This is a genomic window from Isoptericola halotolerans (assembly GCF_003003075.1).
GTDB lineage: Bacteria > Actinomycetota > Actinomycetes > Actinomycetales > Cellulomonadaceae > Isoptericola > Isoptericola halotolerans_A.
Genome location: NZ_PVTX01000005.1, coordinates 126,527 through 143,477, shown reverse-complemented (window position 1 = coordinate 143,477; position 16,951 = coordinate 126,527). Strand labels below are relative to the sequence as shown.

Here is a 16,951-nt window from a genome sequence, read left to right as displayed (position 1 = left end):
CTACGAGGTGCCGCCGCCCTCGTGCTGCCAGCTGTGCCACAGCCGGGCGTAGTCGCCGCCCGCGGCCACCAGCTCCTCGTGCGGGCCGATCTCCGCGATCCGGCCGGCGTCGACGACGGCGACCCGGTCGGCGTCGTGCGCGGTGTGCAGCCGGTGCGCGATCGCGACGACGGTCCGGCCGGTGAGCACGGCGTTGAGCGAGCGCTCGAGGTGCCGGGCCGCGCGGGGGTCGAGCAACGAGGTGGCCTCGTCGAGCACCAGCGTGTGCGGGTCGAGCAGCACGAGCCGGGCCAGCGCGACCTGCTGCGCCTGGGCCGCGCTCAGCGGGTGCCCGCCGGACCCGACCTCGGTGGCGAGCCCCGCCGGCAGGTCGTCCGCCCAGGCGCGCGCGTCGACCGCCTCGAGGGCTTGCCGCAGCGCGTCGTCGGAGGCGGCCGGGTCCGCCAGCCGCAGGTTCTCCGCGAGCGTGCCCACGAACACGTGGTGCTCCTGGGTGACCAGGGCGACGTGGCCGCGCAGGTCCTCCAGCGGCAGGTCGACCAGAGGGACGTCCCCGACCGTGACGGAGCCGCCGGTGGGCGGGTGGATGCCGGCGAGCATCCGGCCGAGCGTCGACTTGCCCGCGCCGGACGGGCCGACGACGGCGAGCCGCTCGCCGGGCCGCAGGTCCACCGAGACCCCGTGGAGCACGTCGTGCCCCTCCCGGTAGGCGTACCGCACCTCGCGGGCGTGCACCTCCTCGGAGGTCGGGACGGCACCCGAGGTCACGCGGTCCGGCCCGACCAGGCCGACACCGACGACGCGGGCGAGCGCGACGGCGGCGACCTGGAGCTCGTCGAGCCAGAAGACGAGGTCGAAGACGGGTCCGCCCATCTGGTGCGCGTACAGCGCGATGGTCGCGACGGTGCCGACGCTCGCGAGGTCCTGCGAGGCGAGCCAGGCGCCCCAGAGCACGACGGCGATCGGCGCGATCGCCACGGCGGTGTCCAGCGACGGGATGAGGCGCAGCCGCAGCCCGAGCGTGTAGCTCTCGGCGGCGAACGCCTCGGACAGGTCACGGCGCAGCCGCCGGCGCACCCGTGACCCGAGCCAGAGCAGGTCCGTGGTGCGCGCACCCTCCACGGCCTCGGTGATGGTGCCGTTGAGCGTGGCGTAGGCGGCGGACTCGCGCAGGTAGCCGGGAGTGGCCCGCCGCAGGTACCACCGGGTGGCCGCCCAGATGATCGGCACGCCGACGAGCAGCCCGAGCGCCACCAGCGGGTCGGTCAGGAACGACGCGACGAGGGTGAGCCCGATGGTGACGACGCACACCAGCACCCGGGGCACGCCGAAGCGCACCGCGTGCTGCAGCTTGTTGACGTCGTTGGTGGTGCGGGCCACGAGGTCGCCCGTGCCGGCCTTCTCCACCGTGGACAGCGGCAGGCGGGTGACGGTGTCCATGAACTCCTCGCGGAGCTCGGCGAACACCCGCTCGCCGAAGACCATGGACAGGCGCTGCGCGAACCGGGTCACCACGGCCTGGACGACCACGGCGGCGACCAGGACCAGGGCGAGCGTGTCGACCCGCTCCGTCGTGGTGCCGCCCGCGACCTCGTCGATGAACCGGCCGAGCAGGAACGGCCCGGCGAGACCGGCGACCGCCGCGACGGTGTGCAGGACGGCGACGCCGCCGAGCTCCCCGCGGTGGCGACGGAAGAGACGCCCGACGGTGCGCCGGACCTCGCTGCTGTCGGCGATGGGCAGGCGGCGCGGGTCGGCCGCGGACGGCGGTGCGGTGGTGGCGCTCATCGCGCGGCTCCTTCCAGGGTGGGGTCACGGTCGTCGCCGGCGGCAGCCGCGGCGTCAGGGTCGGGCTCCTCGGCCATGCTGCGGCCGACGACGGACCGGTAGGCGGCGCCGTCCGCGTCCGGGCGGGCGAGCAGCTCGCCGTGGTGGCCGGAGGTGACGACGGTCCCCGCGGCGGACAGCAGCACGACCTCGTCGACGTGGTCGAGGACGAGGGGGCTCGCCGTGACGACGAGGGTGGTCCGTCCGCGCCGGGCCGCCGCCACCCGCTCGGCGATCCGCGCCTCGGTGTGCGCGTCCACGGCGCTGGTGGGTTCGACGAGCACCAGGATCTCGGGATCGGTGAGCAGGGCGCGGGCCAGGGCGACCCGTTGACGCTGGCCGCCCGACAGGGACCGGCCCTTCTCGGGCAGCTCGCCGGCCAGCGCGCCGGGCACGGAGTCGAGCACGTCGCGGGCGTCGGCGACCAGGACGGCCGCCATGAGCTCGGCCTCCGTCGCGCGCCCGCGCGCGTCGAGCTCCTCGCCCAGGATCCCGGAGAACAGGTGCGGCGTGGCCTCGGCGACGACGAGGCGCTGCCGCAGCGCCGCCTTGTCCAGCGCGGCGAGCCGCACCCCGCCGAGGGTCACGGGCGTGGCGGCCTCGGCGTCGTCGTCGACCCTCGCGAGCCGCGTCGCGAGCCGTGCCGAGACGTCGGGGTCGGCGCAGACCAGCCCGACGACGCGGCCGGGGCGCAGCACCAGTCCGCTGGTCTCGTCCACCAGCTCGCTGCCCGACGGCGGCGCCGGCGCCGGGGCGGCGGGCTGCGGCGTCGCCTCGGTCACCCGCAGGACGTCGAGGATCTTGCGGCCCGAGACCACCGCGTTGGTCGTCATCTGCAGCATCTGGGTGGCCATCTGCACCGGCCAGGCGAGGAACGCGGCGTAGCCGTAGAACGTGACGAGCTGACCGCTCGTGAGGTCACCGCGCACCACGGCGCGGGCCCCGAGCCACAGCACGAGCGCGACCAGCAGGCCGGGCAGCAGCACCTGCAGCCCGTCCAGCACGGACTGCACGGCGGCGACCCGCACGCCACGACGCCGGACCTCCTGCGACTGCCGGGCGTAGCGGCCGGCGAAGACCTCCTCGCCGCCGATACCGCGCAGGATCCGGAGCCCGGAGACGGTGTCGGCACCGAGCGCCGTGAGGCGCCCGGTGGACTCGCGGTGCACGCGCTGGCGTGCCTGCAGCGGACGGACCAGGAGGGCGAGGACCGCCGCGACGACGGGGATGCCGAGCGCGAGGACGAGCCCGAGCCCGAGGTCCTGGGACAGCATGTAGGCCGCCACCACCAGGTAGGTGACGACGCCGCCCGTGAAGCGTCCCGCCATCGCGAACATGTCGCCCACGCGCAGCGCGTCGTTGGCGACGGCGGCGACGACCTCGCCGGTGGGCAGGCGCCGGGTGATGGCGTGGCCGGCGCGGGAGGCCTTGTCCCCGACCAGGCCCGAGAACGAGAACGCGGCCCGCAGCCAGCTCTCCACGTCCGCGCTGTGGCTGAAGACGCCCGAGACGACGATGGCGGCGGCGGCGACGAGCATCCACCCGCACCACATCAACAGCTCGGGCCCGAACCCGGAGGCGAGACCCGAGTCGACGGCCTCGCCGAGCAGCAGCGGCGCGCTGCCGGCGGCGAGCATCGAGACGGTGCCCACGGCCATCGACCGGAGCAGGACGTCGCGCTGCCGCCACGCCTGCCAGGTGAGCAGCCGTGACGCGGACGTCAGGGGAGGGGTGCCCGGGTCGGGCAGGGGGAGGGGTCGCACAGTTCTCGAGCGTAGGTCGCGCGACCGACATCGGGCACCGCATTTTCCCGCCTACCATCGGGGGGTGACTGCCGCCCCCGAGCCCGCCGCCCCCACACCGACCTCCGAGCAGGCCGCCACCGCGATCCGCAAGGCCCGCGGATCCCTGGCGCGCTACCGCTGGCTGGCGCTGGTGACCGGCACGATGCTCCTGGTGCTCTGCGTCGAGCTGACCATCAAGTACGGCGTCGGCTCCTTCGTGGACGTCGACGGCGTCATGGCCTACCTCGAGTGGGTGCCGTTCGCGCACGGCTGGGTCTACGTCGTCTACCTCGTCACGGTGCTCGACCTGTGGGCCAAGATGCGCTGGGGCTACGGCCGCCTGGTCACGATGGTGATCGCCGGCGTCGTCCCGGTCATGTCGTTCGTCCTGGAGAAGAAGGTGCACGCCGAGGCCGAGACGAAGCTGGCGGCGCTCGCCGAGCGGTACGGCGTCCGCTGACCGCCGGGCCGCCGTCTCACGCACCGGGCGACCGCGTCGGACGCGGACGGGCGTGGCACGATCCCGACCACCTGCCCGACCGACCCGAGGAGCCCCATGACGTCCCGTGCCCGTCTCGCCGTACCGCTGTTCGCCGCCGTGGTCGCCCTCGCGGGGTGCACCGCGGACGACCCGACGTCCGCCGGCGCGACCGAGGGGTCGCAGGCGGCCGCCGACGGCGGCTCCGAGGCCGTGGTGACCGACCCCGGCACCGCGTCGGTCGCGGACCAGGTCATGGGCGAGCAGACCATCGCCACACCGCACGGCGGCGGGGACTCGTGGGGCGGTGAGGTCACGGTCACCCTGCGCTCCGTGGAGGTGGGCGGCGAGAACATGACCGTGCGCTGGGCGCTGCGGTGGGACGACGACGAGGCGCCCGCCGACGCCGGGGCCAGCTACTACGACATGGGTGTCGTCCCGACGACGACCGTGACCGACCGTGACGCCCTCAAGGCCTACAAGCCGTACTGCACCGAAGGTGCCTGGCAGGCGGACACGACGAGCGCCACCGACGCGAGCCTGGAGCGGTTGAGGTGTTCCGAGTCGATGCTCGTGTCGCCGCTCGAGAACATCGGCTTCAAGTTCCCCAACCACGGCACGATCGAGGCCTGGGCGGTCCTGCCCGCCCCGGAGGGCGAGCCCGCGACGCTCGACGTCGCGCCGGCGGAAGGGCTCCCGCTGTTCACCGACGCCACGGTGACCTACCTCGACGGCTCCCAGGAGTGACGGTGCGACGTCCCCGGAGCGCGGCGGTCGTGGCCGTCGCCCTGGTCGTCACCGGTCCCGCGGCGGCCGCGGCGGGTACGGGTACCGACCCGAGCTCGTCGCCGTCGCCCGGCGCGTCGACGCCGGACCCGGCGCTCGTCGAGGAGGCGGCCGAGCACCTCGCCGCGGACCGTGAGCGCATCGAGAGCACCGAGGTCACGGACGCGATGCGTGCCGCCGCCGTCGTCGACCTCGCCGCCGACGACGCGACGCACCTCCTGCGCGCTGACGACTCGACGTTCCCGCTGAGCCCGGACGACGCGACCACCACGCTGGAATCGACCGTCGAGGAGGAGGGCGACACCGTCACCACCCTCACCTCCGACCTGCTGTTCGCGTTCGGCTCGGCCGAGCTGACCGGTCCCGCCCGGGCCGCCGTCGCCGAGCTCGCGGCGCAGATCCCCGACGGTGCCGAGGTCGGCGTCGACGGGCACACCGACTCCATTGGCTCGGCGGCCGACAACGACGAGCTGTCCGAGCGGCGCGCGAAGGCGGTCGCCTCGGTGCTGCGCGACGAGCGGGACGACCTCTCGTTCACCGTGCGCGGCCACGGCGAGGACGACCCGGTCGCGGAGAACGAGGTCGACGGCGCCGACAACCCGGCGGGCCGCGCGTTGAACCGTCGCGTCGAGGTGACCTACCCGACGTCCTGACGCGCGGACGGGCGTCCGAGGCCCGGCGTCGGGCCACTATCCTGGTGCGGTGACGTCTCCCGCCGCCATCTCCGAGTCCACGCCCCGGCCCGTTCTCGTGGTCGACTTCGGCGCCCAGTACGCCCAGCTCATCGCGCGGCGCGTGCGCGAGGCGAAGGTCTACTCCGAGATCGTGCCGCACACGTTCACCACGGAGCAGATGCTCGCCAAGGATCCGGCCGCGATCATCCTGTCGGGCGGACCGTCGTCCGTCTACGCGACGGGAGCCCCGTTCGTGGACCCGGAGCTGTTCGAGGCGGGCGTGCCGGTGCTGGGCATCTGCTACGGCTTCCAGGCGATGGCGCAGGCGCTCGGCGGGAAGGTGGCGCAGACCGGTGCCCGGGAGTACGGCGGCACGGAGGTCGAGGTCTGCTCGGCCGGCGTGCTCCTGGCGGACACCCCGGAGCACCAGACGACCTGGATGAGCCACGGCGACTCCGTGCACGCGGCACCCGAGGGCTTCGAGGTGCTCGCGACGTCGTCCGGCTCGCCCGTGGCGGCCTTCGAGGACGCCGGCCGCCGGCTCTACGGCGTGCAGTGGCACCCGGAGGTCAAGCACTCGGCGCACGGGCAGACGGTGCTGGAGCACTTCCTCTACGACGGAGCCGGGCTCAAGCCCGACTGGACGCCGGACAACGTCATCGCCGACCAGGTCGCCGCGATCCGTGCGCAGGTGGGCGACGCCCGCGTCATCTGCGGGCTCTCCGGCGGCGTCGACTCCTCGGTGGCCGCCGCGCTGGTGCAGCAGGCGGTGGGCGACCAGCTCACCTGCGTGTTCGTGGACCACGGTCTGCTGCGCGAGGGCGAGGTCGAGCAGGTGGAGCGCGACTTCGTGGCGGCGACCGGCGTCAACCTCGTGGTGCGTGACGAGCGTCAGCGGTTCCTCGACGCCCTGGCCGGGCACAGCGACCCGGAGACCAAGCGCAAGATCATCGGTCGCGAGTTCATCCGCGTGTTCGAGGACGCCGCCCGCGACATCGTCGCCGAGAGCCACGAGCACGCCGTGCACGGTGCCGGGAGCGAGGTGAAGTTCCTCGTGCAGGGCACGCTCTACCCCGACGTCGTGGAGTCCGGCGGCGGCGAGGGCGCGGCCAACATCAAGAGCCACCACAACGTGGGCGGCCTGCCCGACGACCTGCAGTTCGACCTGGTGGAGCCGCTGCGCACCCTGTTCAAGGACGAGGTGCGTGCCGTCGGTCGCGAGCTCGGGGTGCCCGAGGAGATCGTCGCCCGCCAGCCGTTCCCGGGGCCCGGCCTCGGCATCCGCATCGTCGGCGAGATCACGGCGGACCGCTTGGAGACGCTGCGCAGGGCGGACGCCATCGCCCGCGAGGAGCTGACGAAGGCCGGCCTGGACGACGACATCTGGCAGTGCCCGGTCGTGCTGCTCGCGGACGTCCGCTCGGTGGGCGTGCAGGGTGACGGCCGCACCTACGGCCACCCCGTCGTGCTGCGCCCGGTCTCGTCCGAGGACGCCATGACGGCGGACTGGACACGCCTGCCGTACGACGTCCTCTCGGTGATCTCGACCCGCATCACGAACGAGGTGAGCGAGGTCAACCGGGTGGTGCTCGACGTGACGAGCAAGCCGCCGGGCACCATCGAGTGGGAGTGAGGACGGCGGGCTCCGGGTGTCCTGACCTGGTCCCCTGACCTGGGGCCCTGCCCGTGCCGGTCCGTGCCGGGAGCGCTATGTTGGCGGTGATCCGCATCACACCCACTGCGTGACCGACGGAAGGCACCGCCATGTCGAGCACTGTCACGGTCCGACCCGCCAAGGGAGTTCGCGGGATCGGCATGTTCTCCATCATCGCCGGCATCGTCCTCGTCCTGGCCGGCATCGCGGTCTGGATCGTCGTCTCGATGACGCTCTCCGACGAGCAGATCGTCGTCTCGGACGATGCGAACATGTTCGCGGGCCAGCAGGTCGCCGGCCCGTTCACGGCCTACGCCCAGGCGGAGGTCATCGACATGCACGCGCTGGAGATGGCCGACGGCCAGACCTACGCCGAGCTGGACCAGGACGACCCCGTTCGGGCGACGGTCATGAACGCGTCGTTCCTGCGGGCGTCGCTGTTCACGTCGGTCGTGGCGTTCGGCGTCTGCGCGCTGGTGATCGGCCTGGGGCTGCTGTTCATCCTCATCGGTGCCGCGCTGCGCAAGCTCGCCGGGGGACCGGCGGTCGCGGTGGAGACGCCGGGCAGCACGTCCCAGGGTGATCTCTCCGCCCCGCCCCGGCACGCCGAGTCGTCGGCCGGCACCGCCGCGCCGCCGGAGCGGCACACCACCCGGCCCGACGCCGCGCCGCCGTCGGGCCGGACGGACCCGCCGCGCACCTGAGGTCTCCGTAGCGCGGGACGCACGAGGCGCGGGGCCCCACCGGTCGGTGGGGCCCCGCGCCGTGTTCGGTGCAGCGGCCGGCTCAGGCCGCGGTCGTGCGCCGGCGGCGTCGGACGCCACCGGCCACCGAACCGACCACGAGCAGCAGGCCGGCCGCGCCCAGCAGCAGGATCGCCGCGAGCTCGACGTCGATCGTCGCACCGGCGCTGCGGGCCAGCAGGCCGACGCCGATCGCGACGACGACGAGCCCCCACACGATGGTGGTGGTCCGCGGTCCGGAGCGCACCAGCGGCGGCGAGCCGGCCGGCACGTCCGTGGCGGGTGCCGGGTCAGCGGAACGCGCCGGCTCGTCGAAGACGGCGAGCGGGTCCTCCGACGCGCGAGCCGAGGAGCGCGGGGACGCGGTCGTCGGCACCTCTCCGGACGGGAGCTGCTGCGTGGCGGGCACCTCTCCGGACGGGAGCTGCTGGGTGGCCGGCACCTCTCCGGACGGGAGCTGCTGCGTGGCGGGCACCTCGCCGTCGGTGATGCGCTCGTCGTGTTCGGGGCCGTCGGGTCGGGGCTGGGGGTCGGTGCTCATCGTTCCTCCTTGATGACGATCTCGCCGGCACGGGCGTCGATGTCGAGCTGCAGCACGGCGCCGCCGAGCTCGGCGACCTCGTCGGTCTGGTAGTCGGCGGGGCCGCCGGTGAAGCCGGACGTCACCGCGCGCTGGTCGTCCACGTCGATCACGAGGTTGCCGGCGTTGACGTCGGCGGAGATCTCGACGGCCGTGTCGGCGGGGATCTCCACCACGGTGCGGCCCGCGGTCATGTCGATGGGGACCTCGACCGGGTCGCCCGGGGTGACGCCGGACAGGTCGAGCTGCGTGAGGTCGATGTCCGCCTCGCCGAACTGCACGCGGATGCCGTCCTCGGCCGCGGCGACCGACCGTGGCGTGACGGTGCCCTGGCTGATCACGGTCCCGGACATCGTGGTGACCTGGGGCTCGTCCCAGGGCCACGGGTCGTCCTCGGACGCGAACGACCACGCGGTGGCCGCCGTGACGATGCCGAACCACGCCAGGACGGTCAGCCAACCGCCGCGCAGCCCACGCAGGCCGCCGATGACGATGCCCACGCCGACGACGACGACGGCGGTGCCGACCCAGACGGGCCACAGCGGCAGGGTGACGTCGAGGACGCGGTCCGCCACGAGCAGGGCGGCACCGGCCAGGAGCACGAGACCGACGACGGCGCCGACGGTGCCACCGCCGACCGTGCGGCGTGGCCGCGGGGCGGGTGGGGCCGGCGGCACGGAGGGTGCCGGCGGAGCGGGCGGTGCCGCGTACTGCGGGACGCCCGGCCGCACGGGCGGGGTCGGCGGAGCCGCGTACGCGGTCGAGGAGGTCGCGCCGACGCCACCGGCCGGCGGCGCGGCCGGCACGTAGGAGGCGCGGGGCGCGGGGGTGAAGGGCTCGGACGGGCTCATGCCGGTCTCCTGCGGGAAGGGTGCCGACGGCGGGGCGCCCGTCGGGTAGCCGGGTGCGGCGGACGACGGCACCGGGCGGGGGGACTGGCTGCGCGAACGCACCAGCTTGACGATCAGCCACACGACCGCGACCCAGAACGCGATCCACAGCAGCACGGAGACCCACTCGGCCGGTCCGCCCCACCACGGCCAGAAGCCGCCGCCCCAGATCAGGCCCAGCAGGGTGGTGATGCCCGCGCCGACCATGGCGACGTCGAACGTGCCGCGGATGGCCTCCTGGAGGTGGATCCGCCCGTCGGACCGCTCGGGCAGCAGCGCCCAGGCGACGCCGTACAGGACGAGTCCCGCACCCGCGACGAAGAAGCTGAGGATCAGCAGGCCGCGCACGAGGAGCGGGTCGAGGCGGAACCGGTCCGCGATGCCGGCGGCGACGCCACCGACCCAGCGGTCGTCGGAGCGGGTGACGCCGATGCGGCGCACGGAGTCGAAGAACCCGTCGCCGGCCGGTCGGGACGGCGGCGCAGGGGGTGGCGGCGCGGCGGCGCCGTCCGTGCCGCCGGGTCCGGCGGCACCGCCCGGGGTGTCCGGGCCGGGGGTGTCGTTCGTGGTCATGTCTCCATGCTGGCCCCCCGGTGCCCGCGGAACCATGGGGTGTACCCCTGAACCGACCCTGAGACCACCGCTACGAACCCCGGATCTCGCACCGCGGACGTCCCTGACGTGCCACGATCAGGGGGTGACGACGATCCCGACGCCCGTGCGGCTGCCGCTGCGCCGTCCCCGGCAGGGGCGGTGGATCGGTGGCGTGTGCGCCGGGGTCGCGGCGCACCTGGGCGTCTCCGTCCGGCTGGTCCGCCTGGTCATGGTGGTGCTGCTCCTGCTCGGTGGCATGGGCCTGGCGCTCTACGTGTTCTGGTGGCTCACCGTGCCCGCGGGCGACCCGCGCGACGTGGCGCAGGAGGCTCGGCCGGCAGCGCTGGCCCGGCTCGCACCGCGGCTGCGGCGCGGCGGACCGGTCGCCGGGCTCTCGCGGCGCGACGTCGGCATCGGGGTGGCGCTGCTCGTCGTGGCGGCGCTCCTGGTCGCCCTGCGTTCGGGCTGGGACCTGCCGACGATGTGGCTGCCGCTGCTCGTCGTCGCGGGTGGCGCGGGCCTGGCGTGGAGCCAGCTCGACGCCGTGCAGCGCTCCCGCGAGACGGGCGCGTCGCCGTCGCGCTCCAGCACGCTGCTGCGGCTGATCGGCGGACTGGTCCTCGTCACGGCGGGCGTGCTGCTGCTGTTCGTGCAGGGCACGCCCCCGGCCGAGCTGCTCACCGTGACGCTGGCGTCGCTGGCCGTGCTGGTCGGCGTCGCGCTGGTGCTGGCGCCCTGGTGGCTGCGCCTGGTGCGCGAGCTCGGCGACGAGCGCGCCGCACGCGAGCGGGAGGCCGAGCGCGCCGACATCGCCGCGCACCTGCACGACTCCGTGCTGCAGACCCTCGCCCTCATCCGGGCTCGCGCGCACGACGCGGACGAGGTCGCGCGCATGGCCCGCGCCCAGGAGCGCGAGCTGCGCGAGTGGCTCTACGACGACCGGCAGGCGCCGGGCACCTCGTTGGCGACGGACCTGCGCGACCTCGTCGCCGAGGTGGAGGACGGCCGGGCGGTCGAGATCGAGCTGGTCGCCGTCGGGGACTGCCCGCCGACCGCCACGACCCACGCGCTGCTGCAGGCCACGCGCGAGGCCCTCGTCAACGCCGTCGTGCACGGTGCCCCGCCGGTGACCGTCTACCTCGAGGTGACGGACGCGGCCGCGGACGTGTTCGTGCGCGACCGGGGCGACGGGTTCGACCTCGACGACATCGCCCCGGACCGGTTCGGGGTGCGCGAGTCCATCTGCGGGCGGGTGCGCCGTCGTGGCGGCACCGCCGAGGTGGTCAGCCGGCCCGGGTGGGGGACCGAGGTACGGCTGTCCGTGCCGCGGGACGCGGGCCGGGAGCACAGCGCCGGGACCCCGGACGCGCCGCCGGCTGCCGGCGCGGCGGACACCCACGACACCACAGCCGACGAAGGAGCCCACCCGTGAGCGAGAACCCTGTCCCCGTCGTCCTGGTGGACGACCACCACATGTTCCGCACGGGAGTGCGGGCGAGCCTCGACGGCCGGGTGCGCGTGGTGGGGGAGGCCGCCGACGTCGACGAGGCGGTCGCCGTCGTGCACGCGGAGAAGCCGCCCGTCGTCCTGCTCGACGTGCACCTCCCCGGGGGCAGCGGGGGCGGTGGTGCCGAGGTGGTGCGGCGGTGCGCCGACCTGCTGGCCGGGACCCGGTTCCTCGCGCTGTCGGTCTCCGACGCCGCGGAGGACGTCGTCTCCGTCATCCGCGCCGGCGCGCGCGGCTACGTCACGAAGAACATCTCGGCGTCGGACCTGTCCGGCGCGGTCGTGCGGGTGGCCGCGGGGGACGCGGTGTTCTCGCCACGGCTCGCCGGGTTCGTGCTGGACGCGTTCGGCACCGCCGCGGGGGACGTCGCGGTGGCCGACGACGAGCTCGACCGCCTCTCCAAGCGCGAGCAGGAGGTGATGCGGCTCATCGCCCGCGGGTACACCTACCGGGAGGTGGCGGGCGACCTGTTCATCTCGGTCAAGACGGTCGAGACCCACGTCTCGGCGGTGCTGCGCAAGCTCCAGCTGTCGAACCGCAACGAGCTGACGCGGTGGGCCGCGGCGCGCCGCCTGCTCTGAGCCGCTAGGCCGGGCGGGTCGCGCGGTAGCGCTCGATCACGATGTCGACCATCTCCTCGGGCGCCTCGCCGTCGGCCGGCAGCAGCGGGTCGGTGGTGACGTCCCCACCGGCCTTCTCGGCCAGCGTCTGGAAGTACCCCGGCGCCATGAGGTAGCTCGCCGTGACCACGCGTGCGCCGGGGTGCTCCGCCCGCACCGACGCGACGACGTCCGGCACACGGGGGGTGGCGTTGGCGATGTAGCCCACGCTCACCGGGTGCCCGGTGCGGTCGGCGAGCAGCTCTCCCGTGCGCTCGCAGTCGGTCACGGCCCGGGCGTCCGAGGAGCCGGCGGCGGCGAGCACGACGACGTCGCCGGCGGCCAGGCCGGCCTCGGTCAGCCGGCGTTCGAGCAGGTCGATCAGCCGGCGGTCCGGGCCGAGGGCACCGGCGAGGCGCACGTCGATGCCGGCACCGACGGCGTCGTCGATCTCGTGGCGCAGGTCGACGTGCACGTGGAAGCCCGCGGAGAGCAGCAGCGGCACGATCACGGTGCTCTCCTGGCGCAGCCCGTCGAGGCAGGTCGCCACGTCGGGCTGCTGGACGTCGACGAACCCGGCGTGCACGGGCGCCTCGTCGGCCAGCCGTGCGGCGACGGCGTCGACGAGGGTGGCCACGGCGCCGGCGCCGACGGGCGACGAGGTGCCGTGGGAGATGGCGAGGAGTGTCGGTGCGGCCATGCCCGCCACGCTACGCGCCGGATCGAACACCGGGGTGACGTCCGCGTGACCGTGTGTCACGAGGTGCTCACGGACCGGTCGTCGGCGGTGTGAGCGGCCCAGCCCGGCGCGAGGCGCACGACGTCGCCCACCACGGTGACGGCCGGCGGCTGCACCCCGGCGTCCGCGGCGCGCCCGGCGATGTCCGCCAGGGTCCCGAAGGTGGCCCGCTGGCGGGGGCCGTAGCCGTCCTCCACGACGGCTACCGGGGTGGACGCCGGCCGTCCGGCGGCGACGAGCGCCTCCGCCGTCCGGGCCAGGCGGGTGACACCCATGAGGAGCACGAGCGTGTGGTCGGCCCCTCCGGGGACGTGGGCCACCGCCTCGTGCGCCGTGAGCACGCTGAACCCGCCGGCGACGCCGCGGTGCGTCACCGGGATGCCGACGGCGGCGGGCACCGAGACGGCCGACGTCACCCCGGGCACCACCTCGACGTCGATCCCCGCCGCGCGGCAGACGGCCAGCTCCTCGCCGCCGCGCCCGAACACGTAGGGGTCGCCGCCCTTGAGGCGCACGACGTCGCGCCCGGCCAGCGCGTGCTCCACGAGGAGCTCGTTGATGCGCTCCTGCGGCACGGGGTGGTTGCCCGCGGTCTTGCCCACGTCGATCACCTCGACGTCGTCGGAGAGCGTCCCGAGCAGCGACCGCGGCCCGAGCCGGTCCACGACGACGACGTCGGCACTCGCCAGGAGGCGGCGCCCGCGGCCGGTGACCAGCCCCGGCGCGCCGGGCCCGCCGCCCACGAGGGCCACCCGCCCGGGGTGAGCCGGCGTGGCGCCGGGTCCGTCCGCACCGCGCGGACGGACCCGGCGCAGCGGCAGCTCGCCCGCCTCGAGCGCGGCCGCGATCCCGTCGCGGAGCCGCACGGCGCGGCGAGGGTCGCGGCCGGCGTGCACCGCGACGACGACCTGCTCCTCGGCCAGCGTGGCGGACGCCGGGATCCAGGCGGAGGCGGCCGCGGCGTCGGCGGCGACGACGCAGAACGTGCGGAGGCCCTCGGCGTCGTCGGCCACGGCGGCGTCCACGGCCGGGACGCCGGTCGCGGTGTGGACGAGCCACGCGCCGTCGAGGTCGCCGGGGGCGTACTCGCGTGCGCGGTGCTCGACGGCGTCGGCCGCCGCGAGCTCGGCGAGGTCACCGGCGAGCGCGGGCGCGACGACGCGCACCCGGGCACCGACGTCGAGGAGGCCGCGCACCCGGCGCGCGGCGACCGGCCCGCCGCCGACGACGACGACGAGCCGGCCGCGCACGCGCAGGCCGAGGGGGTAGAGGTCGCTCACAGCGCTGATCCTCGCAGCCTCAGATGTGCAGGCCGCACTCGGACTTGTCCACGCCGGACCAGCGGCCGGCGCGGACGTCCTCGCCCGGGGCGACCCGGCGGGTGCAGGGCTCGCAGCCGATCGACGGGTACCCGTCGTTCAGGAGCGGGTTGACGGTGAGCCCGTTGGCCAGCGCGTAGCCGACCAGCTCGTCGTCCGACCAGGCGGCGATCGGGTTGATCTTCACCAGGTTGTTCGACGCGTCCCAGGAGACGAGCTCGGCCGAGGCGCGCGAGCCGGAGTCCGCGCGGCGGACGCCGGTGGCCCAGGCCTCGTAGCCCGTGAGGATGTCCCGCATGGGCTCGACCTTGCGGATGCGGCAGCACGCCTCGGGGTCGCGGGCGAACAGGTCGGGACCGTAGGCCTCGGCCTGCTCCGCGACGCTGAGGCGCGGGCGCACGTCCACGACCGTCACGTCGAGCTGGTGCGCGACCGCGTCGCGGGTGCCCAGCGTCTCGGCGAAGTGGTAGCCCGTGTCGCCGAACAGGACGTCGACCCACGGCAGCTGCTCGCTGACCAGCGCGGCCAGGACCGAGTCGGTCATGGAGGACGCGACGGCGAGGGAGTCGCCGAACTGCTCGACGGCCCACGCGATGACCTCGTGCGCCGAGGCCTCGTCCGCCGAGCCGATCCCCGAGCCGCCGAGCTCGCGGCGTCCTCGGGCGGCGATCTGGCTCAGCTCGGAGTCCGAGCGGCGGCGACGCTCGCGCCCGTCGACGCGTGCGCGGCGTCGGGCGCGGGACTGCTCCCGCTCCGCGGCACGGCGCTTGGCCGCCGCGGCGGCACCGGCCAGCGAGGAGCTGGCCGGCGCGGGTGCGCCGCTGGCGTTCGGGCCGACCCCGAGGGCGACGGAGACGGCGGTCACTGCAGGGCCTCCTCGTCCGCCCGGTGCGCCCACTGGGCGAACGTCTCGGTGCCGTCCCGGTCGGACTCGTAGCGGCGCACGACGCGCTCGACGTAGTCGGCGACCTCCGTGGCCGGGACCTTGAGCCCGCGCACGGTGCGGCCGAGCTCGCCCGCCTCGCGGCCCTCGTCGACGAGCCCGCCGCCCAGGTGCACCTGGAAGCCGGGCACCTGCTCGCCGTCGACGGTGATGATCTGGCCCTTGAGGCCGACGTCCGCCGTCTGGATCCGGGCGCAGGAGTTGGGGCAGCCGTTGACGTTCAGCTCGATGGGCTTGCCGAGGCGGTCCTCGATGTCGCCGAGCCGCTCCTCCAGCTCACCGATCACGCGCGTGGCGGTGTCCTTGGTGTCGACGATGGCCAGCTTGCAGTACTCGATGCCGGTGCAGGCGATGGTCGAGCGGCGGAACAGGCTGGGCCGCGCCGTCAGGCCGAGGGGCTCCAGGCCGGCGACCAGGTCGTCCACCCGGTCGGCGGGCACCCCGAGGATCACGACCTTCTGGTGCGCGGTGAGCCGGGCGGACTCCGCGCCCACGGACTCGATGAGGTCGGCGAGACCGGTGAGCGTGCCGCCCCCGACCCGTCCCACGACGGGCGCCGCGCCCACGTAGAACCGACCGTCCTTCTGCTCGTGGACGCCCACGTGGTCGCCGGGCCGCGTGGCCGGTGCGGGCGGGGGACCGTCGGGGAGCGCGTAGCCGAGGTACTCGTCCTCCAGGACCTGGCGGAACTTCTGGGTGCCCCAGTCCTTGAGCAGGAACTTCAGACGAGCCTTGTTGCGCAGACGGCGGTAGCCGTAGTCCCGGAAGATCCGGATGACGCCGTGCCAGACGTCGGGCGCCTGCTCGGCCGTGACGAACACGCCGAGCCGCTCGCCGAGCCGCGGGTTGGTGGACAACCCGCCGCCGACCCACAGGTCGTAGCCCGCGCCGAGCTCGGGGTGGCGCACCCCGACGAGCGAGATGTCGTTGATCTCGTGGACCACGTCGAGGCTCGGGTGCCCGGTGATCGCCGTCTTGAACTTGCGCGGCAGGTTCGCCAGCTCCGGGTCGCCGATGTAGCGCTTCTTGATCTCGAGGATCACCGGGGTGGGGTCGATGATCTCGTCCGCCGCGACGCCCGCGACCGGGCTCCCGAGGAACGCGCGGGGCGAGTCGCCGCAGGCGGTCGTCGTCTCCAGGCCCACGGTGTCGAGGCGGCGCCAGATGTCCGGCATGCTCTCGACCTCGATCCAGTGGTACTGGATGTTCTGCCGGTCGGTGATGTCGGCGCTGCCGCGGCCGTAGTCGGCCGAGATGCCGCCGAGCACGCGCAGCGCGGCCGGGTCGAGTGCCTGGCCGTCGGTGCGCACGCGGAGCATGAAGTAGCGGTCCTCGAGCTCGTGCGGCTCGAGCGTCGCGGTCCGGCCGCCGTCGATGCCGGGCTTGCGCTGGGTGTACAGGCCCCACCAGCGGAAACGACCGTGCAGGTCGTCGTCGGCGATGGAGTCGAAGCCCTCGTGGGCGTAGATGTTCTCGATCCGCTCGCGCACGGCGAGGGAGTCGGACTCCTGCTTGAACTCCTCGTTGTGGTTCAGCGGGGTCGTGCCGTCGATCTTCCACTGGCCGTTCGGCCGCGCGGCGCGGGCCGGACGAGCGGGGCGCGCGGGTGCGTCGGCGGGGTCCTGCGTGGCGGGGGTGGTCTGCGTCGTCATCTCTGGGGGTTCCTCGGGTCCTCGGGGGCGGGACGCGCGACGACGAAGGCTCAGCAGGGGTGGGCCGAGACCGACGGCGCGCGCCGGTGCTCAGGTCCGCGGGTGCGGGTGGGGCTGAGGTGGGGCGCGATCAGCGACAGCAGCACTGACAGCTGCACATGCGCATGCGCAGGCAGGGGCGC

At 74.7% G+C, this 16,951-nt stretch carries 15 protein-coding genes; 7 read left to right on the top strand and 8 right to left on the bottom strand.

Annotated elements, in window-relative coordinates:
* Both BCL65_RS08795 and BCL65_RS08790 read right to left on the bottom strand, forming a co-directional pair.
* Complete coding sequence (locus tag BCL65_RS08795) at nucleotides 1-1,788, bottom strand: ABC transporter ATP-binding protein (RefSeq protein ID WP_106267159.1); 1,788 nt, start codon at nucleotides 1,786-1,788, stop codon at nucleotides 1-3.
* Nucleotides 1,785-3,590 (bottom strand): ABC transporter transmembrane domain-containing protein, encoded by a 1,806-nt coding sequence (locus BCL65_RS08790; RefSeq protein ID WP_106267157.1) that lies wholly within the window; start codon nucleotides 3,588-3,590, stop codon nucleotides 1,785-1,787. Before BCL65_RS08790 ends, BCL65_RS08795 begins: the two co-directional genes overlap by 4 nt.
* Nucleotides 3,591-3,654: 64 nt before the next feature.
* Between BCL65_RS08790 and BCL65_RS08785 the strand changes: the two genes are divergently transcribed.
* From BCL65_RS08785 to BCL65_RS08765, 5 genes are all read left to right on the top strand, one after another.
* On the top strand, nucleotides 3,655-4,071 hold the full coding sequence (locus BCL65_RS08785) for a DUF3817 domain-containing protein (protein ID WP_106267155.1): 417 nt from the start codon (nucleotides 3,655-3,657) through the stop codon (nucleotides 4,069-4,071).
* A gap of 96 nt (nucleotides 4,072-4,167) precedes the next feature.
* The gene (locus BCL65_RS08780) at nucleotides 4,168-4,836 is read left to right on the top strand and encodes a hypothetical protein (protein ID WP_165799978.1); all 669 of its coding nucleotides are present in this window, start codon (nucleotides 4,168-4,170) and stop codon (nucleotides 4,834-4,836) included.
* 2 nt (nucleotides 4,837-4,838) lie between these two features.
* A complete protein-coding gene (locus BCL65_RS08775; protein WP_106267151.1) occupies nucleotides 4,839-5,528 on the top strand; it encodes an OmpA family protein in 690 nt (229 codons plus the stop codon).
* Between the two features lie 49 nt (nucleotides 5,529-5,577).
* Nucleotides 5,578-7,182: a glutamine-hydrolyzing GMP synthase gene (gene guaA / locus BCL65_RS08770; RefSeq protein ID WP_106267149.1), complete on the top strand. Its 1,605-nt coding sequence runs from the start codon at nucleotides 5,578-5,580 to the stop codon at nucleotides 7,180-7,182.
* 182 nt (nucleotides 7,183-7,364) lie between these two features.
* Nucleotides 7,365-7,907, top strand: a complete 543-nt coding sequence (locus tag BCL65_RS08765; RefSeq protein ID WP_308701010.1) for an aromatic ring-opening dioxygenase LigA — start codon at nucleotides 7,365-7,367, stop codon at nucleotides 7,905-7,907.
* Nucleotides 7,908-7,989: 82 nt separating this feature from the next.
* On the opposite strand, the gene BCL65_RS08760 is transcribed toward BCL65_RS08765, so the two are convergent.
* Both BCL65_RS08760 and BCL65_RS08755 read right to left on the bottom strand, forming a co-directional pair.
* Nucleotides 7,990-8,487: a hypothetical protein gene (locus tag BCL65_RS08760; RefSeq protein ID WP_106267147.1), complete on the bottom strand. Its 498-nt coding sequence runs from the start codon at nucleotides 8,485-8,487 to the stop codon at nucleotides 7,990-7,992.
* Nucleotides 8,484-9,989: a PspC domain-containing protein gene (locus BCL65_RS08755; protein ID WP_165799979.1), complete on the bottom strand. Its 1,506-nt coding sequence runs from the start codon at nucleotides 9,987-9,989 to the stop codon at nucleotides 8,484-8,486. Before BCL65_RS08755 ends, BCL65_RS08760 begins: the two co-directional genes overlap by 4 nt.
* 124 nt (nucleotides 9,990-10,113) lie before the next feature.
* Here BCL65_RS08755 and BCL65_RS08750 point away from each other — a divergent pair, with 124 nt between their 5' ends.
* Both BCL65_RS08750 and BCL65_RS08745 read left to right on the top strand, forming a co-directional pair.
* Nucleotides 10,114-11,442 carry an ATP-binding protein gene (locus BCL65_RS08750; RefSeq protein WP_243400936.1) on the top strand — a complete coding sequence of 443 codons (1,329 nt, stop codon included), beginning with the start codon at nucleotides 10,114-10,116 and terminating at the stop codon, nucleotides 11,440-11,442.
* Nucleotides 11,439-12,098, top strand: coding sequence for a LuxR C-terminal-related transcriptional regulator (locus BCL65_RS08745; RefSeq protein WP_106267141.1), 660 nt, complete (start codon nucleotides 11,439-11,441; stop codon nucleotides 12,096-12,098). The genes BCL65_RS08750 and BCL65_RS08745 overlap by 4 nt, the downstream gene beginning before the upstream one ends.
* A 4-nt stretch (nucleotides 12,099-12,102) precedes the next feature.
* On the opposite strand, the gene BCL65_RS08740 is transcribed toward BCL65_RS08745, so the two are convergent.
* Genes BCL65_RS08740 through BCL65_RS08725 form a run of 4 tightly spaced genes read right to left on the bottom strand, consistent with a single transcriptional unit; the run spans nucleotide 12,103 to nucleotide 16,769 of the window.
* Nucleotides 12,103-12,816 (bottom strand): sirohydrochlorin chelatase, encoded by a 714-nt coding sequence (locus BCL65_RS08740; RefSeq protein ID WP_106267411.1) that lies wholly within the window; start codon nucleotides 12,814-12,816, stop codon nucleotides 12,103-12,105.
* A 56-nt stretch (nucleotides 12,817-12,872) separates the two neighbouring features.
* Nucleotides 12,873-14,144 (bottom strand): uroporphyrinogen-III C-methyltransferase, encoded by a 1,272-nt coding sequence (gene cobA, locus BCL65_RS08735; protein WP_106267139.1) that lies wholly within the window; start codon nucleotides 14,142-14,144, stop codon nucleotides 12,873-12,875.
* Nucleotides 14,145-14,154: 10 nt separating this feature from the next.
* The gene (locus BCL65_RS08730) at nucleotides 14,155-15,039 is read right to left on the bottom strand and encodes a phosphoadenylyl-sulfate reductase (protein ID WP_106267137.1); all 885 of its coding nucleotides are present in this window, start codon (nucleotides 15,037-15,039) and stop codon (nucleotides 14,155-14,157) included.
* The gene (locus BCL65_RS08725) at nucleotides 15,036-16,769 is read right to left on the bottom strand and encodes a nitrite/sulfite reductase (RefSeq protein ID WP_106267135.1); all 1,734 of its coding nucleotides are present in this window, start codon (nucleotides 16,767-16,769) and stop codon (nucleotides 15,036-15,038) included. The genes BCL65_RS08730 and BCL65_RS08725 overlap by 4 nt, the downstream gene beginning before the upstream one ends.
* Nucleotides 16,770-16,951 lie beyond the last annotated feature (182 nt).

Bases quoted from the DNA above. Each gene is read 5' to 3' on its own strand.
- BCL65_RS08795 (WP_106267159.1), bottom strand. From the start codon at position 1,788: ATGAGCGCCACCACCGCACCGCCGTCCGCGGCCGACCCGCGCCGCCTG.
- BCL65_RS08780 (WP_165799978.1), top strand. From the start codon at position 4,168: ATGACGTCCCGTGCCCGTCTCGCCGTACCGCTGTTCGCCGCCGTGGTC.
- BCL65_RS08765 (WP_308701010.1), top strand. From the start codon at position 7,365: ATGTTCTCCATCATCGCCGGCATCGTCCTCGTCCTGGCCGGCATCGCG.
- BCL65_RS08760 (WP_106267147.1), bottom strand. From the start codon at position 8,487: ATGAGCACCGACCCCCAGCCCCGACCCGACGGCCCCGAACACGACGAG.
- BCL65_RS08755 (WP_165799979.1), bottom strand. From the start codon at position 9,989: ATGACCACGAACGACACCCCCGGCCCGGACACCCCGGGCGGTGCCGCC.
- BCL65_RS08740 (WP_106267411.1), bottom strand. From the start codon at position 12,816: ATGGCCGCACCGACACTCCTCGCCATCTCCCACGGCACCTCGTCGCCC.
- BCL65_RS08725 (WP_106267135.1), bottom strand. From the start codon at position 16,769: ATGACGACGCAGACCACCCCCGCCACGCAGGACCCCGCCGACGCACCC.